We start from the raw sequence: 25,822 nt of genomic DNA, 5'->3' as shown, positions 1-25,822 counted from the left end.
GGGTGCCGGTGCTGCTGCGCCGCGCCCGGCCGGACGAGCACGAGGCCGTCGGACGGGTCACCGTGGCCGCCTACGAGCCCTTCCTCGACGGCCCCCACGACCCCTACCGCGTGCGGCTGGCCGACGTCGCGGGGCGCGACCGCGACGCCGAGGTCTGGGTGGCCGTCGAGGGCGGGCAGGTGCTCGGCAACGTCACCGTCTGCCCGCCGGGGTCGCCGTGGCGGGAGGTGGCCCGCGACGGTGAGGGCGAATTCCGGATGCTCGCGGTCGCCCCTCAGGCCCAGCGACGGGGCGTGGGCGCCGCACTGGCGACGATGGTGGTCGACCGCTTCCGCAGCGACGGCGCCCGGGCCGTGGTGCTGTCGTCGCTCGAGGCGATGGCCGGGGCGCACCGCCTCTACGAGCGCCTGGGCTTCGTCCGCGCCCCTGACCGCGACTGGTCGCCGTACCCCGGCGTCAGCCTCGTCGCCTACACCCTGGAGCTGTGATGACCGACCGCCCGAGCGAGCCCCTGACCGCCACCCTGCGCTTCACCGTGACCGACGACGACACCGCGCTGGCCGTGGGCTCGGGCTCGTTGCCCGTGCTCGGCACCCCGCGGCTGCTCGCCTGGCTCGAGGCCGCCACCTGCGCGGCCCTCGAGCCGACCCTGGCCGAGGGATCGACCAGCGTCGGCACCCGGGTCGCCCTCGAGCACCTCGGCGCGTCGGCGGTCGGCCAGGTCGTGGAGGTGTCGGCCTCCCCGGCCTACACCGACGGCCGGCTGCACCGCTTCGCCGTCGCCGCGCAGCACGTGGGCGGGACCGGCGCCGGCAAGGTCGTTGCCAGCGGCGAGATCACCCGGGTCGTGGTCGACGCCGCACGCTTCCTCGGGCGTCTGTGAGCAGCGCGATTTCACCCGCGCCCGGCGACCTGAGAGGATGGCACGATCGAGATCCCAGGAGGACACCATGGGCAAGACCGGACGCAAGCGTCGCGCGCGACGCAAGAAGGCCGCCAACCACGGCAAGCGCCCCAACAGCTGATCACGGCTGACGCGACGAACCCCCGGCCATCGGCCGGGGGTTCTCTCGTCCTACAGGCTGCGTGCCGGTGTCGCCAGAGGCGCTCAGCGCTCGGGCGAGACCTGGATCTGCACCTGGACCTCGCGGATGCGGACCCGGACGCGCTCGCGCAGGTCGGCGGGCGCGACCTCGCTGCACGAGCGGGCCACGACGGCCTTGACCGTGCGCTGCAGGTCGTACTTGACCAGGCAGGGGTTGCACGAGTCGAGGTGGAGCCGCACGTCGGCGCAGTCGGCGTCGTCGAGCTCGTTGTCGAGGAAGTAGACGATGCGCTCGAGGAAGTCGGCGCACTCGGCGTCGGCGGCGTGGTCGGCGTGCTCGCCGTGAGCGTGGGTCATCGGTCCTTCGCCTCCTTGGCGTCCACGGTGCCCGCGGGCAGCAGGTCGTTGCTGCGCACGTAATCGGAGAGCATGTCACGCAGCTGCCGGCGTCCGCGGTGCAGACGCGACATCACGGTGCCGATCGGCGTCTCCATGATCTCGGCGATCTCCTTGTAGGCGAACCCCTCGACGTCGGCGAGGTAGACCGCCAGGCGGAACTCCTCGGGCAGACGCTGCAGCGCGTCCTTGACCTGCGAGTCGGGCAGGTGCTCCAGCGCCTCCATCTCCGCGGACTTCAGGCCCGACGAGCTGTGTGACTCGGCACGGGCGAGCTGCCAGTCCTCGACGTCCTCGGACATCGACTGCTGCGGCTGGCGCTGCTTCTTGCGGTAGTTGTTGATGAAGGTGTTGGTCAGGATCCGGTAGAGCCAGGCCTTGAGGTTGGTGCCGGGCCGGAACTGGTGGAAGGCGGAGTAGGCCTTCGCGAAGGTCTCCTGCACCAGGTCCTCGGCGTCGGCCGGGTTGCGGGTCATCCGCATCGCGGCGGAGTAGAGCTGGTCGAGGAACGGCAAGGCGTCGCGCTCGAAGCGCAGCGACCTCTCGGCCTCGGTCTCGGTCTCGAGGTCGACGACCTCGGGTTCAGCGTCAGTCACGTCAGTCATCAGGTCCCAGCGTACGTCGCTGGCGGGACGTTCCATCACAGCCATCACGTTGGGGTGAACCGTTCAGCGCCGGGTGGCATTCCCCACGACCTCGCGCACGACCCACTCCAGGACGGACTCGACGAGGATCTCTAGGGCCTCCTCCTGCGACACCGAGCCCTTGCGGGGCACCACGAAGGAGTGGTCGCCGCCGGGTACGACGACGAGGTCGAGGTCGTCGGGGAACTCCTCGGGACGACCCATCGGGTCGCGCTCGCCCTGGACGACGAGGGTCGACACCCGGGCGCCCCGCAGCTCGTCGAGACGCGACTTCTCGGGCCTGCCCGGCGGGTGCAGCGGGAACGCGAGCGCCAGGCAGCCGACGGCGCCGAGGCTCTTGGCGGTGCGCGCGGCCGAGCGGGCCCCGGCGGAGCGCCCGCCGACGACCAGCGGCGAGCGCGTGCGCAGCTTGTTGGCGCCGGCGACGAACGCCTCGTCGAGGGTGGTGGGCGCCGTCGCGACCTGGCGGCCGGCGCGCTTCCAGGGCTGCTCGAAGCGGACCACCGTGATGTCGTTGCGGGGCAGCGCGTCGGCCAGGGCCTCGAGGTCCGGGGTGTCGATACCCGCCCCCGCGCCGTGGCTGAGCAGCACCGTGGCGATGGGCCTGCGGGAGCGGTCGGTGACCAGCAGCCCCTCACCGTGGGGCGTCTCCACCACCAGTTCGTGACGGGTCATAGGAGCGTCTCCTGGTCGTCGGGGCCCTCCAGGGCCAGTGGCTCGAGCAGCCCGGGGCCGTTGTTGCGGACGTTGCCGACCGCGGCCGACACAGGGTAGGCCTCGAGGCGTCCGGGGACGGCCGGCACGAGCAGCGCCAGCAGGTCGTCCTGGTCGGTGCGCGGGTCGAGCCAGGTGTGCCAGCGATCGGGCTCGACCATCAACGGCATGCGGTCGTGGATGCGACCCAGGTCGTCGGCGGCGTCGGTGGTGATCACGGTGCAGGTCCAGCGGAACTGCTCGGGGTCGTCCTCGTCGCGGGTGGGGTCGCGCCAGATCTCGTAGAGGCCGGCCATCGCGAGGGTGCCGCCGTCGGCGGGCCGGATGAAGAACGGCTGCTTGCGGGGCTTGCCCTTGGCGGTCAGCTCGGCGGTCTCGTACCACTCGTAGTAGCCGTCGGCGGGCAGCAGGCAGCGGCGCTTGGCGAAGGCCCGACGGAAGGCGGGCTTGTCTGCCACGGTCTCCATGCGTGCGTTGATCATCCGGCTGCCGATCGCGGGGTCCTTGGCCCACGAGGGCACCAGCCCCCACCGCACCACCCGCAGCTGGCGAACCGGGTCGACCGGGTCGGGCCCGGCGTCGCGGACGTCGCCGCCGTCGGAGGCGGACGGGACGCGCTCGAGGACGGCGTAGACGTCCTTGGTGGGAGCCACGTTGTAGTCGGGCTCGAGCGCCTGCGTGACGTGGGAGTCGAGGACGTCGAACTCCTCCACGAGGTCGTCGGGGCGCCGGCTCGACGCGTACCTGCCGCACATGGGTTCAACACTAGGGGTGGCCAGGGACGGCGACGGATCACCTAGGTTGGTCGACATGAGCCTCAGCCGACGTATCGCCCGTCCCCTCATCGCCGTCGGGATCATCTACGCCGCGCAAGGCGTCCTCCGTGACCCCGCCCAAGCCGTGCCGCGCGCCAAGAAGGTGACCGACCGTGTCGTGCCGCTGGCCCGCAAGGCCGGCGTCCCGCTGCCCGACGACACCGCGACCCTGGTGCGCCTCAACGCCGCCGCCCAGGTCACCGGCGCCCTCGCCCTGGCCACCGGTCGCGGCCCGCGTCTGGGGGCCTCGGTCATCACCGCCTCCCTGCTGCCGACGACCGTCGCCGGGCACTCCTTCTGGAACGAGACCGACCCCGCCGCGAAGAAGGCGCAGAGCATCGCGTTCTTCAAGAACCTCTCGCTCTTCGGCGCCATGCTCATCGTGTCCGGCGACACCGACGGCAAGCCGGGCGTCGCCTGGCGAGCCCGCCGCGCCGCCAAGGACGCCCGCCGCCAGTCCAAGCACCTCGCCACCTCCGCCCGCCGCGAGGCGCGGCTGGCGAAGGCCCGGGTCGCCTGACTGACACGCTGCCGACCGCCGGACTGGGATAGTCCCTGACGAAAATCAAGGATCTGAAGCAGAGTCCCTTGATCTACGTCAGGGACTATCGCGACCTGCGGGCTCGATAGGGTGCGCGGGTGACCGCTGATCCCTGGCCCGCCCCCCGCGTGCGCGACCCGGTCGACGTGGTCGTCTCGCTGCCGGGCAGCAAGTCGCTGGCCAACCGGGCGCTGGTGCTCGCGGCGATCGCCGACGGCCCATCCGTCGTACGACGGGCCCTGCGGTCGCGCGACACCCTGCTGATGGCCGCGGGGCTGGGTGCGCTGGGGTCGCAGGTCGACACCTCCGGCGACGACTGGGTCGTGACCCCGGAGCCGTTCGTCGGCGACGCCACGATCGACTGCGGCCTGGCCGGCACCGTGATGCGGTTCGTGCCGCCGGTGGCGGGGCTCTCGACGGGCGCGGTGTCGTTCGACGGCGACCCCCACATGCGCGCGCGTCCGGTGGGCGAGGTGCTCGTCGCGCTGCGGACGCTGGGCGTGGAGGTCGACGACGGCGGCAGGGGCGCGCTGCCGTTCACGGTGCTCGGCACCGGTACGGTGCCGGGCGGCACCGTCGTGATCGATGCCTCGGCGTCGTCCCAGTTCGTCTCGGCGCTGCTGCTCGCCGGCGCCCGTTACGAGCGTGGGGTCGACGTGCGCCACGACGGCAAGCCGGTGCCCTCGGTGCCCCACATCGACATGACGGTCGCGATCCTGCGCGAGCACGGCGTCGAGGTCGACGACAGCGAGGCCAACCGGTGGGCGGTGGCATCCGGACCGGTCCGGGCCGTCGACCACGTGATCGAGCCCGACCTCTCCAACGCCGCGCCCTTCCTGGCGCTGGCCGCGGTCAGCGGCGGTCGGGTGACCGTGCGCGACTGGCCCGAGGCGACCACCCAGCCCGGCGACCAGCTGCGCACGATCCTGGCGCTCATGGGCTGCGAGGTCACCCGCACCGACGACGGGCTGCAGGTCACCGGTCCCGACCGGCTGCAGGGCGTCGACCTCGACCTCCACGATGTCGGCGAGCTGACGCCGGCCGTGGCCGCCCTGTGCGCGCTGGCCGACGGACCGTCGCACCTGCGCGGCATCGCCCACATCCGCGGCCACGAGACCGACCGCATCACCGCCCTGGCCACCGAGCTCGCGGCCCTGGGCGCCGAGGTGACCGAGCACCCCGACGGCCTCTCGATCTCCCCGGCGCCCCTGCACGGCGGGGTCTGGCACACCTACGCCGACCACCGGATGGCCCACGCGGGCGTCATCATCGGCGCGGGTGTCGACGGGGTCCTGGTCGAGGACGTCGCCACCACCAGCAAGACCTTCCCCGGGTTCGCCGGCTTCTGGTCGAGCCTGCTCTGATGTCCGGACGCCGCTACACCGACCAGGACGTCGAGCACTACGACCGTCCCCGTCGGCGCACGCGGCCCCGCACCAAGGACCGGCCGACCTACGACGACGCGGTCGAGGGCGTCGTGGTCACCGTCGACCGCGGTCGCTTCACCCTGCTCATCGACGGTGACGTCGTGCTCGCGGTGAAGGCCCGCCCGCTGGGGCGCAAGGGGGTCGTCGTCGGTGACCGGGTGCGCGTCGTCGGCGACACCTCCGGCGCCGACGGGGCCCTGGCCCGGATCGTCGAGGTCGTCGAGCGCACCACGACGCTGCGCCGCACCGCCGACGACGACGACCCCGTCGAGCGCGTCATCGTCGCCAACGCCGAGCAGCTGGTCATCGTGACGGCCCTGGCCGACCCCGAGCCCCAGCCGCGCATGATGGACCGCGCCCTCGTCGCGGCGTACGACGCCGGCATGACGCCCCTGCTGTGCCTGACCAAGGCCGACCTCACCCCGCCCGACGAGCTGTTGCTGACCTACCGGTCCCTGGGCGTGCCGTGGGTGGTCACCGAGCGCGGTGGCGACCTGACCGAGGTCCGCGAGCGGCTCGCCGGCCGCACCAGCGTCCTGGTCGGCTCCAGCGGCGTCGGCAAGTCGACGCTGGTCAACGCCCTGGTGCCCGACGCGTTGCGCGAGGTCGGGGTCGTCAACGCGGTGACCGGCCGCGGCCGCCACACCTCGACCTCGGCCTACCTGCTGCCGCTGCCCGACCACGACGGGGTCACCGGGGGCTGGATCATCGACACCCCCGGCATCCGGTCCTTCGGCCTTGCGCACGTGCGTCCCGAGGACCTGATCGGCGCCTTCCCCGACCTCGACGAGATGACCGAGGACTGCCCGCGCGGCTGCACCCACGGTGACGACGAGCCCGAGTGCGGCCTCGACGAGGCCGTCGAGCGCGGCGAGGCCGACCCCGACCGGGTGCAGTCGTTCCGGCGCCTGCTCGCCGCCCGGTCGGTCAGCGAGTACTGACCGGCGACGCGTCCGCGACCGGCCGGTCGGGGCGGGTGCGGCGCAGCCAGCGACAGGGGTGGACCTCGGATCGGACCGCTCCCCCTAAGGTGTGGCCGTGGCGCACAAGAGCACCGACTACACCGACGACCTGCGCCTGGCGCACGTGCTGGCCGACGACGCCGACGCCCTGACGACCGGGCGGTTCAAGGCGCTCGACCTGCACGTGATGAGCAAGCCCGACCTCACGCCGGTCACCGACGCCGACCAGCAGGTCGAGGAGGGCATCCGGCGCACCCTGTCGCGGGTGCGCAGCCGCGACGCCGTCACCGGCGAGGAGCAGGGCAGCAGCGGCACCTCCCAGCGCCGGTGGATCGTCGACCCCATCGACGGCACCAAGAACTTCGTGCGCGGCGTGCCGGTGTGGGCGACCCTGATCTCGCTGGTCGTCGACGACGAGGTCGTGCTCGGGGTGGTGTCGGCCCCGCTGCTGCAGCGGCGCTGGTGGGCCTCGAAGGGCCACGGCGCCTGGACGGGCCGCTCGCTGCTCAAGGCCACCCGGATCCAGGTCTCCGACGTACGCCGCCTCGAGGACGCCCACCTGGCCTACTCCTCGCTCAGCGGGTGGGAGGAGCGCGGCCGGCTCGAGGACTTCCTGTCGCTGATGCGGCGCTGCTGGCGCACCCGCGGGTTCGGGGACTTCTGGTCCTACATGCTGCTGGCCGAGGGCGCGGTCGACGTGGCCGCCGAGCCCGAGCTCGAGGTCTACGACATGGCGGCCCTCGACGTCATCGTGCGCGAGGCGGGCGGGCGGTTCACCTCGCTCGGCGGCACCGACGGCCCCTGGGGTGGCAACGCCCTGGCCACCAACGGCCACCTCCACGAGGCGGCGCTGTCCTTCGTCGGCGGGCTCCCCGACGACCACGAGGGCGACGCCGACTGGCCGACCTCGGGTCCGGGCACCGTCAGCGACCTGCGATCGCGACGCCCGCGTCCGGTCGTGGACGAGTGACCCTGGTCACGGGGGCACCGGCGCAGTAGCGTCCGGCGCATGCGCATCGGCACCATCCTCCAGGCCAAGGACACCGCTCGACGCGACGTCGTCACGATCACCCCCGACGCCGGGGTCCGCGAGCTGATCGCCCTGCTCGCCGAGCACAACATCGGAGCCCTCGTCGTCAGCGTCGACGGGTCGCGGGTCGACGGCATCGTCAGCGAGCGCGACGTCGTGCGCCACCTCCACCACGACGGCACCGTCATCCACAACACGGTGGCAGCGATCATGACCGCCGCCGTCGAGACCTGCGCGCCCGACGACGACCTCGACGAGGTCATGACCACGATGACGACCCGGCGCTTCCGCCATGTCCCGGTCCTCGACGGCACCACCCTGGTCGGGATCGTCTCGATCGGTGACGTCGTCAAGCACAAGATCGGGCAGCTGCAGTTCGAGCGCGACCAGCTCGACTCCTACGTGCACCAGCAGTAGGGGCCCGCGGCGTCCGCCCCCTCCCGCGGACCCGCTCGGCGGGCTAGCCTGCGCGTCGTGACCTCGACGCCCGACCTGTCGCTCGCCACCGGCGCCGGGCGTTGGGTACTGCTCGCGACGATCCTGGGCTCGGCCCTCGCCGGCATCGACGCCACCGTCGTCAACGTCGCCCTGCCGGCGCTCGGCGAGGCCCTCGACGCCGAGTTCTCCGCCCTGCAGTGGACCGTCTCCGCCTACGCCCTGACGCTGGCGTCGTTCATCCTCCTCGGCGGCACCCTCGGCGACCGGTTCGGGCGCCGACGGGTGTTCGTGGTCGGCGTCGTGTGGTTCGCGGTCGCCTCGCTGGCCTGCGGCCTGGCCCAGGACGTCGGCACCCTCATCGCGGCCCGCGCCGTGCAGGGCGTCGGCGCCGCGCTGCTGACCCCGGGCAGCCTGGCCCTGCTGCAGGTGAGCTTCCGCACCGAGGACCGCGCCCGCGCCATCGGTGCGTGGTCGGGGCTCGGCGGGGTCGCGACCGCGATCGGGCCGCTGCTCGGTGGCTGGCTGGTCGACGTCGCGTCGTGGCGGTGGGTGTTCCTGATCAACCTGCCGCTGGCCGCGGTGGTCGTGTGGATCGCCGCGCGCCACGTGCCCGAGACCCACGACGACGCCGCTGACGGCACGGCCGTCGACTGGGCCGGGGGGATCCTCGGCGCCGTCGCCCTGGCCGGTCTGACCTTCGCGCTCATCGAGTCCTCGCGCGGGCCGGTCGTCGTGATGGCCGCACTCGCGGTCGGGCTCGCGGGCGCCGTCGGGTTCGTCGTGCGCGAACGCCGAGCGGCCTACCCGGTGCTGCCGCTGGGGGTCTTCACCTCGGCGCAGTTCAGCGCGGTCAACGGGGTGACCTTCCTGGTCTACGGCGGCTTCGGCGTGGTCTTCTTCCTGCTCGTCGTCCAGCTGCAGGAGGTCACCGGCTTCGGCCCCGTGGCCGCCGGCTCGGCCCTGCTGCCGGTGACGGCGCTGATGCTCGTGCTGTCGGCCCGGTCCGGGGCGCTCGCCGCACGGATCGGCCCCCGCCTGCAGATGTCGGTGGGACCGCTGGTCTGTGCGACCGGCCTGTTGCTGCTGGCCCGCGTCGGCGCGGGCGACACCTACCTGGCCGACGTCCTGCCCGGCGTGGTCGTCTTCGGGCTCGGGCTGGCCATCATGGTCGCGCCGCTGACCGCGGCCGCCCTCGGCGCGGCCCCCGACGAGCACGCCGGCATGGCCTCGGGCGTCAACAACGCCGTCGCCCGCACCGGCGGCCTGCTCGCCGTCGCCGCCATCCCGGTGCTGGCGGGCGTCACCGACGGCGCGGCACGAGGCTTCGAGCGCGCCCTGTGGGTCTCCGCCGCGATCCTCGTGGTCAGCGGCCTCGTGGCCGCGGTGACCGTGCGCAACGACGTGCTCGCGCCCGACTCGCCCTCCGACGCCGCCGACGAACCGACGCAGCACCTGAGCCACTGCGGGGTGGGCGCACCGCCCCTGGCCTCGGCCTGCGACGACGAGGGGCACACGACCACCCGACGTGCGGTGCCGGACGGGACGTGACGCAGGTCGGCGCAGGTCGGCTCGGGGGAGAACAGCGCGACGTCTAGGCTGGCGCGCATGGACAAGCCCGAGATCGACTTCCCCGCCTTCGACCCGCCCGCCGACCTCGAGGTCACCGACCTGACCGTCGGCGACGGCCCCGAGGCGGCCGCCGGCCAGACCGTCAAGGTGCACTACGTCGGCGTCGCCCACTCGACCGGCGAGGAGTTCGACGCCTCCTACAACCGCGGCGAGCCGCTGCAGTTCCGCCTCGGCATCGGCCAGGTCATCGCCGGCTGGGACCAGGGCGTGCAGGGCATGAAGGTCGGCGGCCGCCGCCAGCTCGTCATCCCGCCCCACCTCGGCTACGGCGACCGCGGCGCCGGCGGCGTCATCAAGCCCGGCGAGACGCTGATCTTCGTGGTCGACCTGCTCGAGGTGCGCTGACCGCGCGTGCTGACCTTGGTGGGAGTTTCACCGCCTCAGCGGTGAAACTCCCGCCCGGCTCACCAGGGGAAGTCGTCGGGCGTGCTGCCGTCGGAGACCCGGGCGGACTGGGCGGCGAGGGTCACCAGGTCGCCGTTGACGAGCTGACGGCCGCGTCGGGTCTCGGGGACGCCGTTGACCTTGACCACGCCTGCGGCGAGCAGGTCCTTGGCCGCGGAGCCCGACTCGACGAGGTTGGCCAGCTTGAGGAACTGGCCGAGCTTGATCGACGCGTCCTCGATCGGGACGTTCACGGGATCTGCCATGAGGCCTAGTGAATCACTACCGAGGCGGCGTGGATCAACACCCCCACGAGGCCGCCGACGATGGTGCCGTTGATCCGGATGAACTGCAGGTCGCGTCCGACGTGCAGCTCGATCCGCTCGGCCGCCTCCTTGCCGTCCCACCGCTCGATGGTGTGGGTGATGACGGCGGTCAGGTCGTTGCCGTAGCGCTCGACGACGAACACCGCCGCGTCGGCGGCGTGCCGGTCGAGCCGCTCGCGCAGCGCGGCGTCGGACCCGAGGCGGGCGGAGAAGGCCCGGACCTCGATCAGCAGCCGGCGGCGTACGGCGCCCTCGGGGTCGGCCAGCGACGACTGCAGCGCCCGCTGCAGGGCCTGCCACAACGAGACACCGGTCTTGACCACCGCCGGGTGCTCGAGCAGCCGGTCCTTGAGCCGCTCGGCCCGCTCCTGGGTGCCGGCGTCGCTCAGCAGGTCCTCGGCGAGCCGGGCCAGCAGCGAGTCGAGCGCGCGGCGCGCGCGGTGCTGCGGGTCCTGACGGATGTCACCGACCCAGCGCACGATCTCGACGTGGGCACGCGCGGTGACGCGCTCGTTGAGGCTGTCGGGCGCCCACCACGGGGCACGCTCGCCCAGCACGTCCTGCACGGTGCGGGGGTTGGCCTCCAGCCAGTCGTGCAGCTCGCCGAGGGCCAGGTCGACCAGGCCGTGGTGGACGTCGTCGCGCACGGCCTCGGCGAGCAGCCCGCCGAGCAGCGGGGCGATCGGCTCCTCGCCGAAGCGCGGCACGAGGGCCTCGGTGACCAACGCCTCGACGTGCTCGTCGCGGACCTTGCCGAGCGCGATGCAGGCGACCTCGGCCACTTCGTCGACGACACGGCGGGCGTTGACGTCGTCGGCCAGCCACTGCCCGGCCCGGGCCGCGATACCGGCGGCGCCGAGTCGCTCGCGGATGATCGCCTCCTGCAGGAAGTTCTCACCGACGAAGTCCTGCAGCCCGCGCCCCAGCTCGTCCTTGCGCCGCGGGATCAGTGCGGTGTGCGGGATCGGCAGGCCCAACGGGTGCCGGAAGAGCGCGGTCACGGCGAACCAGTCGGCGATCGCGCCGACCATCGAGGCCTCCGCGCCCGCGTTGACGAACCCCAGCACCCCGTCGCGGTTGAGGGTGGCGACGTACACGGCGGCGGCGAACAGCAGCAGCGACACCGCCACCGTCCGCATCTGCCGCAGAGCACGACGGCGCACGTCGTCGGCCGTGCTGTCGACCTGGGGGCCGGGCGGTGAGGGGTGCGGCACGAGGAGAAGTGTCGCTCACCCCGACCGCGGGCCGGCGCCACGGGGCCCGACCGCGACCGCGTCGGGGCCCGGAGCGGGACACGGATCGGGTCCCCGTGCAGGGGCGTCGGTCCCCGGCACCACCGGCCCCACGTGGAACACTGGCCACCATGCCCGACCAGCCGATCGAGCCCGCAGCCGCGCGCCGTACCGTGATCACCTTCGGCACCTTCGACGTCTTCCACGTCGGCCACCTGAGGGTCATCGAGCGCGCCGCCGCCCTCGGCGACCGGCTGGTGGTCGGGGTCTCGGCCGATGCGCTCAACCTGCGCAAGAAGGGCCGCGAGCCCGTCTTCAGCCAGGCCGAACGGCTCGAGATCGTGGCCGCCCTCAAGCCCGTGGACGAGGTGTTCGTCGAGGAGAGTCTCGAGCTCAAGCGCGACTACATCACCCGCTACGCCGCCGACGTGCTGGTCATGGGCGACGACTGGGCCGGCCGCTTCGACGAGTTCCACGACATCTGCGAGGTCGTCTACCTGCCCCGCACGCCCGCCATCTCCACGACCGCGCTGATCGAGAAGATCTCCTCCGCGACCTGACCCTCCCGCCTCCTCTTCCCCGGAGCAGACCATCACCTTCCTACGCACCCTCCTCGCCGCCGTCCTGCTGGGCGGCATCCTGCTGGTCGCCTCCCCGGCCGGTGCGACCACCGCCGCCCGCGACAAGGCCCCCGACCCCCCGCTGCTCGCCGCCAGCAAGGCGCTGTACGGCGCCCCCGGCAGCGCCGGTCCCCGCGCCGCCGCACCGCTGGCCCGGCACGACCGCCCCGAGGCCACCCTCGCGCTGCGTGACCTGTTCCTGGCCCGGCCCACCCTGGGCGCGATCGGTGAGCAGTTCGCCGGCGGCCTGCTCGCCCGCCCGACGCAGGGGGCGACCGACCCGTTCGCCGACGGCTACGACGTGCCGTCGACGCGACGCTGCAGCACCCACTTCTGCCTGCACTGGGTGCGCACCGGCAACGACGCCCCCGCCGACGCCGCGTGGCCCACGACCTCGCTGCGCGTGCTCGAGCAGGTGTGGCGCCACCACGTCGACCTCCTCGGCTACCGCCGCCCGGCCACCGACGGCAAGCGCGGCGGCAACGCGAAGTTCGACGTCTACCTCAAGGACGTCGGCAACCGCGGCCTCTACGGCTACTGCGCCCCCGAGCGTCGCGTCCCCGGCCAGCCCCAGCAGGCCAGCGGGTTCTGCGTGCTCGACGACGACTTCGCCCGCACCCAGTTCGGGCGCGCCCCCCTGCAGACCCTCAAGGTGACTGCGGCCCACGAGTTCTTCCACGCGATCCAGTTCGCCTACGACTTCACCGAGGACCCCTGGCTGCTCGAGTCGACCGCGACCTGGATGGAGGAGCGCTTCGCCGACGGCGTCGACGACAACCGCGCCTACCTGCGCTTCGGCCAGCTCGCCCGGCCCCGGGTGCCGCTGGACCTGTTCGAGACCGGGGGCTACGCCCACTACGGCAACTGGACGTTCTGGGAGTTCCTGGGCCAGCGCTACGGCACCGACGTCGTACGCCGCGTCTGGGAGCGGGCCGGCACCGGCGACGGCCTGCCCGACGACTTCAGCACCCAGGCGCTCAGCAGGGTCCTCGCGAGCCGCGGGGGGCTGCCGCGGGCCTTCGCGGCGTACGCCGCCGGCAACACGATCCCCGCCGTGACCTATCCCGAGGGCTCGGTCTACCCGGCTGCGCCGGTGGCCAGGCGCCGGCTGTCGAGCGAGGTCCGCAGCACCAAGGTCACCATGCGCCTGGACCACCTCACCTCGCGCGCCGTGCGGCTGGTCCCCGACCCCTCGCTCGGGCGCGGGTGGCGCCTCACCCTGGCCGTCAACGCCCCGGACCGACGCCACGCCCCGGCCGCCCACCTGCTGCTCGAGCGCGCCGACGGCAGCCTCCAGCAGCGCCAGGTCCTGCTCAACCGCCGCGGGTTCGGCCGGGCCGTCGTCCGCTTCGACCGCTCGACGGTCGCGGTGACCGTCGTGATGGCCAACGCCTCGACGCGCTACCGCTGCGACGAGGGCACCACGCTCGCGTGCGAGGGCACCTCGCTCGACCAGCGGCAGCCCTTCGTGCTCCGGGCGTCCGTCGCTCGCTGACGCCGCCTGGTGTGCGCCTCGGTGCGCCTCGGTGTGCGCTGCTGACGTAACCCGCAGGGCGGGCCGTCGTTTGTCGGACGACCCGGACGAACGAAAGGCACCGCCCGCCATGACCTCCCTGCGCCGACGGATCGGCACGCTGACCTGCGTCGGCACGCTCACCCTGTCCCTCGGCGGTCTCGCTACCGGCCCCAGCGCCGCGACGACCGTCTCCGCGAGCTCCACGGTCCCTGCGACCTCCCTGGCCCAGCTGCGGCAGACCCACCCCGGACTGGACCGCCTGCTGTCGGGCGCGGCGGCCGGCAGCGGACGCCAGCGGGCGATCGTGTCGTTCGACGCCGTGCCCACCGGCGCCGAGGTCGCCGCGCTGCGGCGCCTGGGCCTGGTCGTGCAGCCGATGCGGCGGCTGCCGCTGGCACTCGTCGAGGGGTCGCTGGCCCAGGTCGTGGCCAGCGTCACCAGCGGTGTGGGCAACGACGTCCACCCCGACGACCCGCTGACCTATCTCGACACCGCGTCGAGCGACGTGATGTCCTCCAGCCTCGGGGCGGCCCAGGACCTGCGCGCGAGGGGCCTGACCGGCAAGGGGGTCACCGTGGGGGTCATCGACTCGGGCTGCGACGGCACCCACCCCGACCTCGCCGACCACATCTCCCACAACGTCACCCTGCTCAGCCCCGAGTACGTCAACGCCGGCACCTCCCCGACGATCGTCGTACCCGTCGACCGAGGCCCCTACGTCAACACCGACCTGGGCAGCGGGCACGGCACCCACGTGGCCGGCATCATCGCCGCCGACGGCCACACCGGGCCCGACCACCTCGGGGTCGCCCCCGACGCCACGCTGGCCTGCTTCGCCATCGGCGCCGTCATCACGACCACCGCGGTCGTGACCGCCTTCGACTACATCCTCGACCAGCCCGGGCACCTCTCGATCGACGTCATCAACAACTCCTGGGGCAACTCCTTCCGCCAGTACGACCCGTCGGACCCGGTCAACGTCGCCACGAGGGCGATCTCGCGCCGCGGCATCGTCACCGTCTTCGCCGCCGGCAACTCCGGCGCCGAGGAGGCCGAGGCGAGCGTCTCGCCGTTCAACCAGGCACCGTGGGTGATCTCGGTCGCCGCCAGCGACCTCGACCGGGTGCGCGGCGGCTTCTCCTCCAACGGACTGGCCTTCGACAACGGCGCGGCCAAGCCGATCGGCCAGGGCGGGCACACCGTCTTCGTCGGCGACCGGATCGGCAACACCCAGCCCGACGTCTCGGCGCCCGGCGTCGACATCTCCTCGACCTGCGACGGCACGGGCACGGTCATCGGTCCGTGCGCGCCGGGCGAGAACGCCTCGGCCAGCGGTACGTCGATGGCCTCGCCCCACGTCGCCGGTGCCGCCGCCGTGCTGCGGCAGGCCAACCCACGCCTGACCTACCAGCAGGTGCGCACGGCGCTGACCGCGACGGCCAGCCGGATGCGCACCGGCACGCGGGTCCTGCCGTCGTGGCAGGTCGGCTACGGCCACGTCAACCTCGACCGGGCCGTCGCCCTGGTCCGCTCCCCGCGCTACGCCGCCGCCCTGCGCACCGCGCAGGAGCGGGCCGACCGACGGCTGCGCACGCAGGACCGCTGGGCCGTCACGCGCGCGGACCTGTGGCAGGAGGCGTCGCCGCCGGTCTCGGTCGGGGGCAGCTTCACCCGCACCTACCCCGTCACGGTGGGGCGCGCGACCGACGCCCTCAAGGTGGCGATCGTCTACCCGACCCCGGGCACCGCCGCCAACCTCGCCAGCGTCACCGGCACCGTCCGCGACGCCGCGGGCCGGGTGGTGGCCCGCACGACGACCGACGTGCTCTACGCCACCGGTCTCGCCCACGTGATGGTGCCCCGGGTCCGTCCCGGCCGCTACACCGTCGAGGTCGTCGGCGACTACCTGGTCTCCGACCCCGACACCGTCGACAGCGACTCGGTCAACGGCCGGGTGGTGCTGACCCAGGTCGCGCAGCTGCGCCGGCGGCGGTAGGCGCCGCCGGCGGCAGCCGGGGCGTCAGCGGCGCGAGTAGTCGCGGAAGCCACGCTTGGTCTTGCGGCCCAGGTAACCGGCGGTCACCAGGTGCTCGAGCAGCGGCGCCGGCGCGAACCCGGGCTCGCGGAACTCCTGGAAGAGCTCGCGCTGGATGGCCAGCGAGACGTCGTTGCCCACGACGTCGAGCAGCTCGAAGGGGCCCATCGGCAGCGCGCAGCCCTGCTTCATCGCCAGGTCGATGTCGTCGGCGGTGGCGTAGTGGGCCTCGAGCATCTTGACCGCGTCGTTGAGGTAGGGGAACAGCAGCGCGTTGACGATGAACCCGGCGCGGTCGCCGCAGGACACCGCCACCTTGCCGACCTTGGCGCAGAGCGCGCGGGTGGTCTCGGTGACGTCGTCGTCGGTGGACACCGTCGAGACGACCTCGACCAGCTTCATGATCGTCGCGGGGTTGAAGAAGTGCATGCCGATGACGTCCTGCGGGCGGCTGGTCACCTTGGCCATCGAGATGATCGGCAGCGAGGAGGTGGTGGTGGCCAGGATCGCACCGGGCTTGCAGATCTCGTCGAGGTTCTCGAACAGCGTCGTCTTGATCGCGAGGTCCTCGGCGATCGCCTCGACCACGATGTCGACGGTGCGCAGGTCGTCGAGCGCGGTGGTGCCGGTGACCCGGGCGAGCACCTCGGCCTTGGCCTCCTCGGTGCTCCTGCCGCGCTGGATCTGCTTGTCGAAGTTCTTGGTGATCGCGCTGACGACGCCGTCGACCTTGTCCTGGCTGCGCCCGACGTAGAGCACGTCGTAGCCGGCCTTGGCGAAGACCTCGACGATGCCCGAGGCCATCGTGCCGGTGCCGACGACGCCGACCTGGCGGATGTCGTGCTTGAGCTGCGGGGCCTCGTCGGCCGACGGCGTCTTGTCGTCGGCGACGACGACCGGGCTGTCCGGGCCCTCGTAGGTGTAGAAGCCGCGGCCGGTCTTGCGGCCGAGCAGCCCGGCGGTGACCATCTGCTTGAGGATCGGGGTCGGGGCGTGCAGCCGGTCGCGCCCCTGGCGGTACATCGTCTCGAGGATCTCGTAGGCCGTGTCGAGACCGATCAGGTCGAGCAGCGCCAGCGGGCCCATGGGGTAGCCGCAGCCGAAGCGCATGCCGGCGTCGATGTCCTCGCGGGTGGCGTAGCGGCCCTCGAACATCGACGCCGCGTGGTTGAGGTAGCCGAACAACAGGGTGTTGGCGATGAAGCCGGCCTTGTCGCCGCACACGACGGGGCTCTTGCCCAGCGTGCCGAGCAGGGCCTGGACGTCGTCGAGCACGACGGGCTCGGTGACCACGGTGCGCACGACCTCGACGAGGTTCTGCACCGGGGCGGGGTTGAAGAAGTGCACGCCGATGACGCGGCCCGGGCCGGAGGTCGCCGAGGACAGCTCGGTGACCGAGAGCGACGAGGTGTTGGTCGCCAGCACCGTCTCGGGACGCACGATGCCGTCGAGCTCGCGGAAGATGGCCTTCTTGGTGTCCATCGACTCCACGACCGCCTCGACCACGAGGTCGGCGTCGGCGAGGTCCTTCAGGGAGGTCGAGTAGGTGATGCGCCCCAGGAGCTCGGCCTGCTCGGCCTCGGTCATCTTCTCGCGCTTGACCGCACGGCCCGTGGAGTGGGTGAGGTACTGGCGCCCGCGCGCGACGGCCTCGTCGTTGAGCTCGACGCCGATCACGGCGTAGCCGTTGCGGGCGAAGACCTCGGCGATGCCGGCACCCATGGTGCCGAGACCGACGACGCCGATCGTGGTGAAGGTGCGGGCGGCGGGCTCTGCGGACTCGGCAGACAGGGTGGCGGGGCTCGTCATGCTGCGGATCATTCCACGGCCGGAGCCGTGCTCCCGGACATGTTCACTCACCGGTAACTTGGCGGGTCGTGGGGCGCCGCAACGGCTGCTCCATGACCACCCGGACACCCGGTTCGTCGAGCCCGAGCGCGCGTTCGCGGTCGCGCAGGTCGCGCTGGAACGGCTCGAGCCGGGCGGGCTCGACCTCGACGAACCCGAGCCCGGCGTAGAACGGCCCGTTCCACGGCACGTCGCGGTAGGTGCACAGCGACATCCGGTCGAAGCCGGACCAGCGGGCCTCCTCCATCGCTGCCCGCACCAGCGCCGTCCCGATGCCCCGGCGCTGGTAGGCCGGCAGCACCGACAGCTGCTGGAGGTGGGCGTGCACGTCGTAGGGCATGACGTGGGCGAAGCCCACGAGGCGCCGGTCGTCGACCGCGACGAGCAGGAACCCCCGGCCGTCGCGCTCGGCCCCGCTCGGCGCCCGGGCCGTGAGCGCGGGCACCACCCGGTCGCCGAAGTGCTCGACGTACATCGGCCCGCCGGCGTCCTCGACCGCAGCGATGCGGCGCAGGTCGGAGGGCCGCGCGGGTCGGACGGTGATCGCCATGGTCTCGCGACCCTAGGGCATGGCGGCAGCGGCGCCCCCGCACGGCCCGGCACCGGTGCACGGTAGATTCCACGCCCGTGAGACTCGTCGTGGCCCGCTGTCAGGTCGACTACGCCGGCCGGCTCACCGCCCACCTGCCGATGGCGACCCGGGTCCTGATGATCAAGGCCGACGGGTCGGTCCTGGTGCACTCCGACGGCGGCTCCTACAAGCCGCTGAACTGGATGAGCCCGCCGTGCACCCTGCGCGAGGGCCTGACCGACGACGGCGCCGTCGAGTGGACCGTCACCGCCAAGGCGACGTCGAAGGGGCCGGCCGACACGCTGCGGATCCTGATCGAGGAGGTCCTGCACGACTCGGCCCACGAGCTCGGCATCGACCCCGGGCTGCAGAAGGACGGCGTCGAGAAGCACCTGCAGGAGCTGCTCGCCGAGCACCCCGCCACCCTGGCCGAGGGCCTGACCCTCGTGCGCCGCGAGTTCCCGACTGCGATCGGTCCGGTCGACCTGATGTGCCGTGACGGCGCCGGGGCCAGCGTGGCCGTCGAGATCAAGCGCCGCGGCGACATCGACGGGGTCGAGCAGCTCACCCGCTACCTCGAGCTGCTCAACCGCGACCCGCTGCTCACCGGCAACGGCGCGGTCCGTGGCATCTTCGCGGCCCAGGAGATCAAGCCGCAGGCACGCGTGCTCGCCACCGACCGGGGCATCGCCTGCGCCGTGGTCGACTACGACGCCCTGCGCGGCATCGACGACTCCGAGCACCGCCTCTTCTGATGCGCATCTTCCACCTCGCGACGCTCGCCGACTGGGAGGCGGCGCGCGCGAGTGGTCGCTACACGACCTCCACCCGCGGTCGGACCCTCGCCGAGGAGGGCTTCATCCACGCCAGCCGGGGCGACCAGTGGCAGGGCGTGCGCGAGCGCTACTACGCCGACGTGACCGAGCCCCTGGTGCTGCTGGTGATCGACACCGAGCGGCTCACCTCGCCGGTGGTCGACGAGGAGGTGCCGGGCTCGGACGAGACGTTCCCGCACGTCTACGGCCCGATCGAGGTCGACGCCGTCGTGCGCACGATCCCCCTCGACGTTAGGGCGCAGCCCGAGCCCCCGCAGCCCGTGGCCCCGGCAGCCGTCCCCCCGCCCTCGCTCCCGCCGTCGCCCTCGTCGTCGCCCTCGTTCAGCCGGCTGTTCCTGGAGGAGATGTTCCGCAACGTCGCCGTGGCCAGCGCGGTCCTGGCCACCGTGGTCGTCACCGCCCTGGTGGGCCGCGCCGTCGACGAGCAGTGGGGTCCGGTGACCGGGGCGCTGCTCGGCCTGGTCGGCGCGATCCTCGTCGTCCGTCGCTCACGGCGGGGGCACCGGGCACAGGGCTAGACCGCCGCGGACCACGCGTCTGCTCAGGCAATCCTCAGGATAGGGTGCGCCGCGTGACCCTCGACAAGACCCTCCTCCCCGCCCACCTCCGCCCGCGTCGTACGGCGCTCGGCCTCGTGCTCGCCTCGGTCGTGCTCAGCGGCGCCCTGACCGCGTGCGGCTCCGACGCCGACAACACCACCTGCGGCGAGCTCAAGGGCAAGTCGACCGACGAGGTCATCGACCTGTTCAAGGACGCCGCCAAGGACGAGGACGGCCAGGACGTCAAGGACGCGGTCGAGGCCGTCGACGGCTTCGACGACGAGAAGCGCGACGCCTTCGCCAACTCGATCAAGGCCGGCTGCGCGGGCGAGGACGACGACACCAAGCTCAAGGACATCGGCAACTGACACCGGCGACCCGCTGGCCCGCGCGGGCCGGGTGGTCCGCTCGGGCCGGGCGGGTCGTGGGCGTGGGACGTGGGCGTTACGTTGGTCGGGTGACGACCATCCCCTCGCGTCCCGTGCTGCGGGCCGGTCTCGCGACCGCGGTGCTCCTCACCCTGGCCGCCTGCGGTGGCATCGCCGACGACGCGCCGACCGACGCCGATCAGACCGAGTTCTGCGCGGCCTACTACGACGAGACGGCCACGGCCCAGGACGTCGCCGACCGCCTCGCCGAGATCGGCACCCCCGCCGGCATCTCCGAGTCGGAGCGCAACGGCTTCGAGAGCTACGTCGACGCCCTCGCCGACGAGGGCGACACGCCCTACAAGGACGTCGAGACGGTCAAGATCCCGGCAGACGACAAGGCCGACGGCACGGCCTTCATCGACTACGCCCAGGACCTCTGCCCGCCCCTGCTCGAGCCCACCAGCCCGGTCTCCCCCACCACCGGGCCCAGCACCGAGCCGACGACCCCCTAGTCCTGCAGGAGCCCGACCACGTCGTCGGCGCAGCCCCACGACAGCGTCACCCCGGACCCGCCGTGGCCGTAGCAGTGCACGACCCGGCCGCGCCGTTCGAGCCGTACGACGGGTCGCGCGGGGCGCAGCCCGACCCGGTGGCGCAGTACGCGTGCGTGCGCGAGGGCCGGCACCAGCGCCGTGGCCCGCTCCACGATGTCGGCCGCGACCTGCGGCGAGGGGGTGCGGCTCCACTCCCCCGCGTCGTCGGTCCCGCCCAGGACGATCTCGCGCTCGCGTGGCACGACGTAGGTCGGGGGCCGCCCGTCGCGCCCGTCGAGCGCCCACCGCTCGAGACCGACCTGCTCGACGACGACGACCTGACCCGCCACGGGGACGACGGTGTGGTCGCCGCCCAGCAGGCGCGCCCCGAGGCCCGAGCAGTTGACGACCACGTCGCCGTGGTCGGGCAGTGCGGCGAGGTTGAGCCTGGTCACGGTGCCGCCCAGCGCCTCGACGCGGGCCACGAGCCACGGGAGGTAGCGGGGCATGTCGACGACCGGGGCGACGGCGTCGCCATGACCGACGTCGGTGCCGGGGAGCACCCGGACGCCGGCCCGGTCGTCCTGGGCCGCGAGCGCCGTGAAGACCGCCTGCGAGCGCGCCGTCCAGCGCTCGACGAGGTCGACCGGCCCGGCGAGGTAGGGGTGGACCAGGGCTGCGGCCACCACCGACGTCGTCTCGAGCGGCAGGTCGCGCGCGACGACGTCGACGCGGTGCCCCGCCTCGAGCAGGCGGACCGCGCAGGTGAGCCCCACGACCCCTGCCCCGACGACGATCACGCGACTCACGCCGACCCACCCACGACCGTCAGGCGCCGCCGGCGATCCGGGGCGCCGTGGCGTCGGTGCCCTCGCCGCCGCGCTCGCGGGCGACGTAGTCCTCGATGTCGTCGATGGCGCTGCGGCGTACGACGGTGAGCAGGTCGCTCATCGAGGCGACCTCCTCGACCTGCTCCTTGATGAACCACTGCATGAACTGCTCGGAGGCGAAGTCGCCCTCCTCGCGGGCGGTGCGCAGCAGGCCGTTGATCTGGTCGGTGACCCGCTTCTCCTGGCTCAGCGCGAGCTCGACCGGCGCGACGACGCCCTCGAAGCACGGCACCGGCGCGGCGACACCGGGGATGACCACGTCGACGTCGGTGTCGAGGAGGTACTGGACCATCATCATCGCGTGGTCGCGCTCCTCGAGGGCCTGGCCGTAGAACAGGGCCGCCATCTGGGGCATGGTCAGCGCGTCGTAGTGCACCGCGATGGCGACGTACTGGTTGTGGGCGGCGAGCTCGTTGCCGATCTGGGCGTTGAGCTGCTCGGCGAACCGGGTTCCGGGCACGGTATCTCCTGCTCGAGCCGACCAGGCGCCCGTCAGGCGGCCTTGGCCAGCTTCTTCTTGGTGACCTTGCTGCCGTCGAGCCGGACCAGCTGACGACGCTTGACGGTATACCCCGACGGGAGCGTGCCCTCCTTCAGCATGCGCAGCGGGCAACGGCCGCACTTGCTGCGCGACGCGCAGCACTTGGTCTTCGGCAGCTTGGCCACGGTGCCCTTGCCCGACTTGCCCTTACCCTTGCCCATGTAGGCAAGCCTAACATCACTGAGGGCAGCCTGACCTGATGAACAGGTCAGGCGGGCGGGTCAGGCGGGCGGGTCACACGGGCAGGTCGTTGGCCTTGCGGATCACGTCGACGATGCCGCCCATGATCTCGGTGAGGCCGAAGTCCTTGGGCGTGTAGACCGCCGCGACGCCGGCCTGCAGGAGCCGCTTGCCGTCGGAGTCGGGGATGATCCCGCCGACGATCACCGGTACGTCGTCGAGCCCGGCGGCGCGCAGGCCCTCGAGCACGGCGGGCACCAGCTCCATGTGGCTGCCGGACAGGATCGACAGGCCCACGCAGTGGACGTCCTCGGCGACGGCGGCCGAGACGATCTGGTCGGGCGTCAACCGGATCCCCTGGTAGATGACCTCGAACCCGGCGTCGCGGGCCCGTACGGCGACCTGCTCGGCGCCGTTGCTGTGGCCGTCGAGCCCGGGCTTGCCGACCAGCAGGCGCAGGCGGCCACCGAGCTCCTCGCCGGTGGCCCGGACCCGCTCGCGGACCTCGGTGAGCTCGGCACCGGCCTCGGCCACGCCGACCGCGCCGCTCACCCCGGTCGGGGCGCGGAACTCGCCGAAGACCTCGCGCAGGGTGCCCGCCCACTCCCCCGTGGTCGCGCCGGCGCGGGCGGCCACCAGGGTCGCGGCCATCAGGTTGTCGTCGGTCTTGGCCGCGGCGGCCAGGGCCGCGAGCGCGGCGGCGACGGCGTCCTCGTCGCGCTGCTGCTTCCAGGCCTCCATCGAGGCCAGCGCCGCGGCCTCGGCCTGCGGGTCGGCGACCATGATGGCGTCATCGAGGTTGGCGGTCAGCGGGGACGGCTCGGTGGTCTCGTAGCGGTTGACGCCGACGATGACCTCGTCGCCGCTCTCGATGCGGGCGCGACGCGCGGCGTGGGCCGAGACCAGCTCCTGCTTCATGTAGCCCGACTCGACGGCGGCGATCGCGCCCCCCATCGCCTGGACGCGGTCGATCTCGGCCCGGGCGCTCGCGACGAGCTCGGCCACCTTGGCCTCGATGACGTGGCTGCCGTCGAAGATGTCGTCGTACTCGAGCAGGTCGGACTCGAACGCGAGCACCTGCTGCAGCCGCAGCGACCACTGCTGGTCCCACGGCCGCGGCAGGCCCAGCGCCTCGTTCCAGGCCGGCAGCTGCAGGGCGCGGGCGCGGGCGTTCTTGCTGAGCGTGACGCCGAGCATCTCGAGCACGATGCGCTGCACGTTGTTCTCGGGCTGGGCCTCGGTCAGGCCGAGGGAGTTGACCTGGACGCCGTAGCGGAAGCGCCGCATCTTGGGGTCCTGCACGCCGTAGCGCTCGCGGGTGATCTCGTCCCACAGCTGCACGAAGGCCCGCATCTTGCAGGTCTCCTCGACGAAGCGCACCCCGGCGTTGACGAAGAACGAGATCCGGCCGACGACCTTCTCGAAGTCGCCCTCGTCGACCTGGCCCGAGGCCTTGACCTGGTCGAGCACGGCGATCGCGGTGCACAGCGCGTAGGCGAGCTCCTGCGTCGGCGTCGCGCCGGCCTCCTGCAGGTGGTAGCTGCAGATGTTGATGGGGTTCCACTTCGGGATCTGGTGGACCGTGTAGGCGATCATGTCGCTGATCAGGCGCAGCGAGTGCTCGGGCGGGAAGACGTAGGTCCCCCGCGAGAGGTACTCCTTGATGATGTCGTTCTGGGTGGTGCCGGCCAGCTGGCGGGCCACCTCGTCGGGGTCGAGGTCGGGGTTCTGCTCCTCGGCGGCGACCTGGTAGAGCGCGAGCATCCACATGGCGACCGCGTTGATCGTCATCGAGGTGTTCATCTCGGTCAACGGGATCTGGTCGAACAGCTTGCGCATCTCACCCAGGTGCGGGACCGGGACGCCGACCTTGCCCACCTCGCCGCGCGACATGACGGAGTCGGGGTCGTAGCCGGTCTGGGTGGGCAGGTCGAAGGCGACCGACAGCCCGGTCTGCCCCTTCGCCAGGTTGCCCCGGTACAGCGCGTTGGACGCCTCGGCGGTCGAGTGGCCGGCGTAGGTCCGCATCACCCAGGGCTTGTCCTTGGCGGGCTTGTCGGTCGTCATGGCCGCAGCCTAGAACGGTGGTTACGGGTTGGTAACCGTTGTCCGAGTGGGATATCACACGGAGCGGACCCGACCAGGCCCCGAGTCAGGCCCCGAGTCAGGCGCTGACGGGCTGCCTGACGGCCTGTCGCTCGATCGCGACCACCCGGATCAGGTGGGTCATGTGCAGCAGCCGTCGTACGGCGCCGTTGCAGCCGCGCAACGTCAGGTGCTGGCCACTGAGGGCCGCGTGGCGCGACGCGGCCGCGAGCACCCGCAGCGCGGTCACGTCGACCGAGTCGACCCGGCCCAGGTCGACGACCACGTGGTCGTGGGCCGCGAGCGCCTCGTAGACCGCCAACCGCACCCGCCAGGTGCTGCGCACGTCGAAGTCGCCGGCGAGCGTGACCAGGGATCCGCCGGTGATGACGTCCACGTGGGTCTCCTCGCGCTGGGTGGTGACCAGGGTTCCGGGCCCCGGTACCCACTAGGACGCGCTCGACCTGCTCCAGGTTGCGTCCGACGGCCGACCTCTTTCGGCGGGCGCGGTGAGGTTGAGGCCTAGCAACCCCGTGGCCACGCCGATCAGCAGCATGCCGACGACCCCACCGGGACTGAAGATGTGGTCGGTGTGCACCAGCCAGGCGCCCGGCACCAGCGCCAGCGCCGGCAGACCGGCGAGCCGGTGGCGACCGACCTGGTCGACCACGAGGGCCACGGCGCAGACCAGGAGCGACCACGACCCCACCTCGCCCAGGTCGACGCCGACCCGCAGCATGGCGCTGAAGTCGGCACTGCGCCGGTAACCGCTCTCCATCGCCCGGGTCACGTCACCGGCCGCGACGCCGTAGACCACGTCGAGCGCGGTGTAGAACACGGCGTAGGTGAAGGCCGCGACCCGCACGACCCAGGCCAGCGGGTCGCTGCGGTGACGCACCAGGGTCATCAGGGCCACCCCGACCAGGGGGAACACCACGAGGCCGGCCAGGTGCAGCACGTACCAGCGGTCGGCGGTCTCGGGCAGCAGCCGGTGCGGGTGGAGGAGGCCGGACACGCCGAGGGCCACGCCGGGCACGGCCAGCACCACCGGGAGGAGGTCGTCACGTTTCACCCTCGCTACTGTGCCCCCATGGTCAACCTCACCCGGATCTACACCCGCACCGGCGACGGCGGCGAGACTCGTCTCGGCGACATGAGCGTCACGACCAAGAACGACCTGCGCCTGCACGCCTACGCCGACGTCGACGAGGCCAACGCCCAGCTCGGCCTGGCGGTGGTCGCCGGCGGGCTCGACGACGACGTGGTCGCCGTCCTCACCCACGTGCAGAACGACCTGTTCGACGTCGGGGCCGACTTCTGCACCCCGGTCGTCGCCGACCCCGAGTACCCCCCGCTGCGGATCACCCAGGACTACGTCGACCGGCTCGAGGGCTGGTGCGACCACTACAACGAGTCGCTGTCGCCGCTGCGCTCGTTCATCCTCAACGGCGGCACGGTCGGCGCCGCCCACCTGCACGTGGCCCGCACCGTCACCCGCCGCGCCGAGCGCTCCGCGTGGGCGGCCTACGAGCAGCACTCCGAGACCATGAACAAGCTCGCCATCACCTACCTCAACCGGCTGTCCGACCTCGTCTTCATCCTGGCCCGCCACGCCAACCGCGAGCAGGGCGACGTCTTGTGGGTGCCGGGCGGCGAGCGCTGAGAGCCCGCGGA

The 25,822-nt window shown here is 72.6% G+C and carries 32 protein-coding genes; 18 read left to right on the top strand and 14 right to left on the bottom strand.

Going from position 1 to position 25,822, the window contains the following annotated elements:
* Positions 1-8 precede the first annotated feature (8 nt).
* From FZC61_RS14280 to FZC61_RS24080, 3 genes are all read left to right on the top strand, one after another.
* Positions 9-488, top strand: coding sequence for a GNAT family N-acetyltransferase (locus tag FZC61_RS14280; protein ID WP_246142695.1), 480 nt, complete (start codon positions 9-11; stop codon positions 486-488).
* Entirely contained in the window at positions 488-883 is a 396-nt protein-coding gene (locus FZC61_RS14275) for a thioesterase family protein (protein ID WP_148614839.1), read from the top strand. Before FZC61_RS14280 ends, FZC61_RS14275 begins: the two co-directional genes overlap by 1 nt.
* Before the next feature lie 67 nt (positions 884-950).
* On the top strand, positions 951-1,025 hold the full coding sequence (locus FZC61_RS24080) for a 50S ribosomal protein bL37 (protein ID WP_370692322.1): 75 nt from the start codon (positions 951-953) through the stop codon (positions 1,023-1,025).
* Positions 1,026-1,108: 83 nt separating this feature from the next.
* Here FZC61_RS24080 and rsrA read toward each other — a convergent pair whose 3' ends face one another.
* The 4 genes from rsrA to FZC61_RS14255 form a co-directional block, all read right to left on the bottom strand.
* Positions 1,109-1,402, bottom strand: coding sequence for a mycothiol system anti-sigma-R factor (gene rsrA / locus FZC61_RS14270; protein ID WP_148614838.1), 294 nt, complete (start codon positions 1,400-1,402; stop codon positions 1,109-1,111).
* Positions 1,399-2,046: a sigma-70 family RNA polymerase sigma factor gene (locus FZC61_RS14265; RefSeq protein ID WP_148614837.1), complete on the bottom strand. Its 648-nt coding sequence runs from the start codon at positions 2,044-2,046 to the stop codon at positions 1,399-1,401. Before FZC61_RS14265 ends, rsrA begins: the two co-directional genes overlap by 4 nt.
* A 63-nt stretch (positions 2,047-2,109) precedes the next feature.
* Complete coding sequence (locus FZC61_RS14260; RefSeq protein ID WP_148614836.1) at positions 2,110-2,760, bottom strand: alpha/beta hydrolase family protein; 651 nt, start codon at positions 2,758-2,760, stop codon at positions 2,110-2,112.
* Complete coding sequence (locus tag FZC61_RS14255) at positions 2,757-3,554, bottom strand: SOS response-associated peptidase (RefSeq protein WP_148614835.1); 798 nt, start codon at positions 3,552-3,554, stop codon at positions 2,757-2,759. The genes FZC61_RS14260 and FZC61_RS14255 overlap by 4 nt, the downstream gene beginning before the upstream one ends.
* Positions 3,555-3,609: 55 nt before the next feature.
* Between FZC61_RS14255 and FZC61_RS14250 the strand changes: the two genes are divergently transcribed.
* The 7 genes from FZC61_RS14250 (at position 3,610) to FZC61_RS14220 (ending at position 9,986) form a co-directional block, all read left to right on the top strand.
* Positions 3,610-4,134, top strand: coding sequence for a DoxX family membrane protein (locus FZC61_RS14250; protein ID WP_148614834.1), 525 nt, complete (start codon positions 3,610-3,612; stop codon positions 4,132-4,134).
* A 119-nt stretch (positions 4,135-4,253) separates the two neighbouring features.
* Positions 4,254-5,519 carry a 3-phosphoshikimate 1-carboxyvinyltransferase gene (gene aroA, locus FZC61_RS14245; RefSeq protein WP_148614833.1) on the top strand — a complete coding sequence of 422 codons (1,266 nt, stop codon included), beginning with the start codon at positions 4,254-4,256 and terminating at the stop codon, positions 5,517-5,519.
* The gene (gene rsgA / locus FZC61_RS14240) at positions 5,519-6,523 is read left to right on the top strand and encodes a ribosome small subunit-dependent GTPase A (RefSeq protein WP_148614832.1); all 1,005 of its coding nucleotides are present in this window, start codon (positions 5,519-5,521) and stop codon (positions 6,521-6,523) included. The genes aroA and rsgA overlap by 1 nt, the downstream gene beginning before the upstream one ends.
* A 97-nt stretch (positions 6,524-6,620) precedes the next feature.
* The gene (locus FZC61_RS14235; protein ID WP_211357256.1) at positions 6,621-7,514 is read left to right on the top strand and encodes an inositol monophosphatase family protein; all 894 of its coding nucleotides are present in this window, start codon (positions 6,621-6,623) and stop codon (positions 7,512-7,514) included.
* 39 nt (positions 7,515-7,553) lie between these two features.
* Positions 7,554-7,991, top strand: a complete 438-nt coding sequence (locus FZC61_RS14230; protein ID WP_148614830.1) for a CBS domain-containing protein — start codon at positions 7,554-7,556, stop codon at positions 7,989-7,991.
* A gap of 48 nt (positions 7,992-8,039) precedes the next feature.
* Positions 8,040-9,560, top strand: coding sequence for an MFS transporter (locus FZC61_RS14225; RefSeq protein WP_148614829.1), 1,521 nt, complete (start codon positions 8,040-8,042; stop codon positions 9,558-9,560).
* A gap of 57 nt (positions 9,561-9,617) precedes the next feature.
* Entirely contained in the window at positions 9,618-9,986 is a 369-nt protein-coding gene (locus FZC61_RS14220) for an FKBP-type peptidyl-prolyl cis-trans isomerase (RefSeq protein ID WP_148614828.1), read from the top strand.
* Between the two features lie 59 nt (positions 9,987-10,045).
* On the opposite strand, the gene FZC61_RS14215 is transcribed toward FZC61_RS14220, so the two are convergent.
* Complete coding sequence (locus tag FZC61_RS14215; protein WP_148614827.1) at positions 10,046-10,291, bottom strand: RNA-binding S4 domain-containing protein; 246 nt, start codon at positions 10,289-10,291, stop codon at positions 10,046-10,048.
* Positions 10,292-10,296: 5 nt separating this feature from the next.
* Complete coding sequence (locus FZC61_RS14210; RefSeq protein ID WP_246142694.1) at positions 10,297-11,565, bottom strand: DUF445 domain-containing protein; 1,269 nt, start codon at positions 11,563-11,565, stop codon at positions 10,297-10,299.
* A gap of 149 nt (positions 11,566-11,714) precedes the next feature.
* Here FZC61_RS14210 and FZC61_RS14205 point away from each other — a divergent pair, with 149 nt between their 5' ends.
* The 3 genes from FZC61_RS14205 to FZC61_RS14195 all read left to right on the top strand — a co-directional run bounded on the left by FZC61_RS14205 (position 11,715) and on the right by FZC61_RS14195 (position 15,715).
* Positions 11,715-12,143: an FAD synthase family protein gene (locus FZC61_RS14205; protein WP_148614826.1), complete on the top strand. Its 429-nt coding sequence runs from the start codon at positions 11,715-11,717 to the stop codon at positions 12,141-12,143.
* 361 nt (positions 12,144-12,504) lie between these two features.
* Positions 12,505-13,698, top strand: coding sequence for an MXAN_6640 family putative metalloprotease (locus FZC61_RS14200; RefSeq protein WP_148614825.1), 1,194 nt, complete (start codon positions 12,505-12,507; stop codon positions 13,696-13,698).
* A gap of 109 nt (positions 13,699-13,807) precedes the next feature.
* Positions 13,808-15,715 (top strand): S8 family peptidase, encoded by a 1,908-nt coding sequence (locus FZC61_RS14195; RefSeq protein ID WP_148614824.1) that lies wholly within the window; start codon positions 13,808-13,810, stop codon positions 15,713-15,715.
* 24 nt (positions 15,716-15,739) lie between these two features.
* Here FZC61_RS14195 and FZC61_RS14190 read toward each other — a convergent pair whose 3' ends face one another.
* On the bottom strand, positions 15,740-17,563 hold the full coding sequence (locus FZC61_RS14190) for a 3-hydroxyacyl-CoA dehydrogenase family protein (RefSeq protein ID WP_148614823.1): 1,824 nt from the start codon (positions 17,561-17,563) through the stop codon (positions 15,740-15,742).
* A 43-nt stretch (positions 17,564-17,606) separates the two neighbouring features.
* Positions 17,607-18,152, bottom strand: coding sequence for a GNAT family N-acetyltransferase (locus FZC61_RS14185; protein WP_148614822.1), 546 nt, complete (start codon positions 18,150-18,152; stop codon positions 17,607-17,609).
* Positions 18,153-18,229: 77 nt separating this feature from the next.
* Here FZC61_RS14185 and nucS point away from each other — a divergent pair, with 77 nt between their 5' ends.
* From nucS to FZC61_RS14165, 4 genes are all read left to right on the top strand, one after another.
* Positions 18,230-18,928, top strand: coding sequence for an endonuclease NucS (nucS, locus tag FZC61_RS14180; RefSeq protein ID WP_148614821.1), 699 nt, complete (start codon positions 18,230-18,232; stop codon positions 18,926-18,928).
* A complete protein-coding gene (locus tag FZC61_RS23450) occupies positions 18,928-19,527 on the top strand; it encodes a DUF952 domain-containing protein (RefSeq protein WP_211357254.1) in 600 nt (199 codons plus the stop codon). The genes nucS and FZC61_RS23450 overlap by 1 nt, the downstream gene beginning before the upstream one ends.
* A 53-nt stretch (positions 19,528-19,580) precedes the next feature.
* Entirely contained in the window at positions 19,581-19,916 is a 336-nt protein-coding gene (locus FZC61_RS14170; RefSeq protein ID WP_148614820.1) for a hypothetical protein, read from the top strand.
* A gap of 89 nt (positions 19,917-20,005) precedes the next feature.
* Complete coding sequence (locus FZC61_RS14165; RefSeq protein WP_148614819.1) at positions 20,006-20,431, top strand: hypothetical protein; 426 nt, start codon at positions 20,006-20,008, stop codon at positions 20,429-20,431.
* On the opposite strand, the gene FZC61_RS14160 is transcribed toward FZC61_RS14165, so the two are convergent.
* From FZC61_RS14160 to FZC61_RS14135, 6 genes are all read right to left on the bottom strand, one after another.
* Complete coding sequence (locus FZC61_RS14160; protein ID WP_148614818.1) at positions 20,428-21,261, bottom strand: FAD-dependent oxidoreductase; 834 nt, start codon at positions 21,259-21,261, stop codon at positions 20,428-20,430. The two genes, FZC61_RS14165 and FZC61_RS14160, sit on opposite strands and share 4 nt — an antisense overlap.
* Positions 21,262-21,280: 19 nt before the next feature.
* The gene (locus tag FZC61_RS14155) at positions 21,281-21,802 is read right to left on the bottom strand and encodes a ferritin (protein WP_148614817.1); all 522 of its coding nucleotides are present in this window, start codon (positions 21,800-21,802) and stop codon (positions 21,281-21,283) included.
* A 32-nt stretch (positions 21,803-21,834) separates the two neighbouring features.
* A complete protein-coding gene (locus FZC61_RS14150) occupies positions 21,835-22,044 on the bottom strand; it encodes a hypothetical protein (protein WP_148614816.1) in 210 nt (69 codons plus the stop codon).
* 73 nt (positions 22,045-22,117) lie between these two features.
* The gene (locus FZC61_RS14145; RefSeq protein WP_148614815.1) at positions 22,118-24,130 is read right to left on the bottom strand and encodes a protein meaA; all 2,013 of its coding nucleotides are present in this window, start codon (positions 24,128-24,130) and stop codon (positions 22,118-22,120) included.
* Between the two features lie 97 nt (positions 24,131-24,227).
* Positions 24,228-24,545, bottom strand: coding sequence for an STAS domain-containing protein (locus FZC61_RS14140; protein WP_148614814.1), 318 nt, complete (start codon positions 24,543-24,545; stop codon positions 24,228-24,230).
* A 51-nt stretch (positions 24,546-24,596) separates the two neighbouring features.
* Entirely contained in the window at positions 24,597-25,220 is a 624-nt protein-coding gene (locus FZC61_RS14135; protein ID WP_148614813.1) for a hypothetical protein, read from the bottom strand.
* 18 nt (positions 25,221-25,238) lie between these two features.
* Here FZC61_RS14135 and FZC61_RS14130 point away from each other — a divergent pair, with 18 nt between their 5' ends.
* Positions 25,239-25,811 (top strand): cob(I)yrinic acid a,c-diamide adenosyltransferase, encoded by a 573-nt coding sequence (locus FZC61_RS14130; protein ID WP_148614812.1) that lies wholly within the window; start codon positions 25,239-25,241, stop codon positions 25,809-25,811.
* Positions 25,812-25,822: the final 11 nt, after the last annotated feature.

This window comes from Nocardioides rubriscoriae, from assembly GCF_008087085.1.
GTDB classification, from domain to species: Bacteria; Actinomycetota; Actinomycetes; order Propionibacteriales; family Nocardioidaceae; genus Nocardioides; species Nocardioides rubriscoriae.
Note: the sequence above shows the minus strand (reverse complement) of the source record. Positions and strands in the feature narration are given on the sequence as shown.

Excerpts from the sequence above, each read along its gene's own strand:
- FZC61_RS14275 (WP_148614839.1), top strand. The coding sequence starts at position 488 with ATGACCGACCGCCCGAGCGAGCCCCTGACCGCCACCCTGCGCTTCACC.
- rsrA (WP_148614838.1), bottom strand. The coding sequence starts at position 1,402 with ATGACCCACGCTCACGGCGAGCACGCCGACCACGCCGCCGACGCCGAG.
- FZC61_RS14265 (WP_148614837.1), bottom strand. The coding sequence starts at position 2,046 with ATGACTGACGTGACTGACGCTGAACCCGAGGTCGTCGACCTCGAGACC.
- FZC61_RS14260 (WP_148614836.1), bottom strand. The coding sequence starts at position 2,760 with ATGACCCGTCACGAACTGGTGGTGGAGACGCCCCACGGTGAGGGGCTG.
- FZC61_RS14255 (WP_148614835.1), bottom strand. The coding sequence starts at position 3,554 with ATGTGCGGCAGGTACGCGTCGAGCCGGCGCCCCGACGACCTCGTGGAG.
- FZC61_RS14250 (WP_148614834.1), top strand. The coding sequence starts at position 3,610 with ATGAGCCTCAGCCGACGTATCGCCCGTCCCCTCATCGCCGTCGGGATC.
- rsgA (WP_148614832.1), top strand. The coding sequence starts at position 5,519 with ATGTCCGGACGCCGCTACACCGACCAGGACGTCGAGCACTACGACCGT.
- FZC61_RS14230 (WP_148614830.1), top strand. The coding sequence starts at position 7,554 with ATGCGCATCGGCACCATCCTCCAGGCCAAGGACACCGCTCGACGCGAC.
- FZC61_RS14220 (WP_148614828.1), top strand. The coding sequence starts at position 9,618 with ATGGACAAGCCCGAGATCGACTTCCCCGCCTTCGACCCGCCCGCCGAC.
- FZC61_RS14215 (WP_148614827.1), bottom strand. The coding sequence starts at position 10,291 with ATGGCAGATCCCGTGAACGTCCCGATCGAGGACGCGTCGATCAAGCTC.
- FZC61_RS14205 (WP_148614826.1), top strand. The coding sequence starts at position 11,715 with ATGCCCGACCAGCCGATCGAGCCCGCAGCCGCGCGCCGTACCGTGATC.
- FZC61_RS14195 (WP_148614824.1), top strand. The coding sequence starts at position 13,808 with ATGACCTCCCTGCGCCGACGGATCGGCACGCTGACCTGCGTCGGCACG.
- FZC61_RS14190 (WP_148614823.1), bottom strand. The coding sequence starts at position 17,563 with ATGACGAGCCCCGCCACCCTGTCTGCCGAGTCCGCAGAGCCCGCCGCC.
- FZC61_RS14185 (WP_148614822.1), bottom strand. The coding sequence starts at position 18,152 with ATGGCGATCACCGTCCGACCCGCGCGGCCCTCCGACCTGCGCCGCATC.
- FZC61_RS23450 (WP_211357254.1), top strand. The coding sequence starts at position 18,928 with ATGCGCATCTTCCACCTCGCGACGCTCGCCGACTGGGAGGCGGCGCGC.
- FZC61_RS14150 (WP_148614816.1), bottom strand. The coding sequence starts at position 22,044 with ATGGGCAAGGGTAAGGGCAAGTCGGGCAAGGGCACCGTGGCCAAGCTG.
- FZC61_RS14145 (WP_148614815.1), bottom strand. The coding sequence starts at position 24,130 with ATGACGACCGACAAGCCCGCCAAGGACAAGCCCTGGGTGATGCGGACC.
- FZC61_RS14130 (WP_148614812.1), top strand. The coding sequence starts at position 25,239 with ATGGTCAACCTCACCCGGATCTACACCCGCACCGGCGACGGCGGCGAG.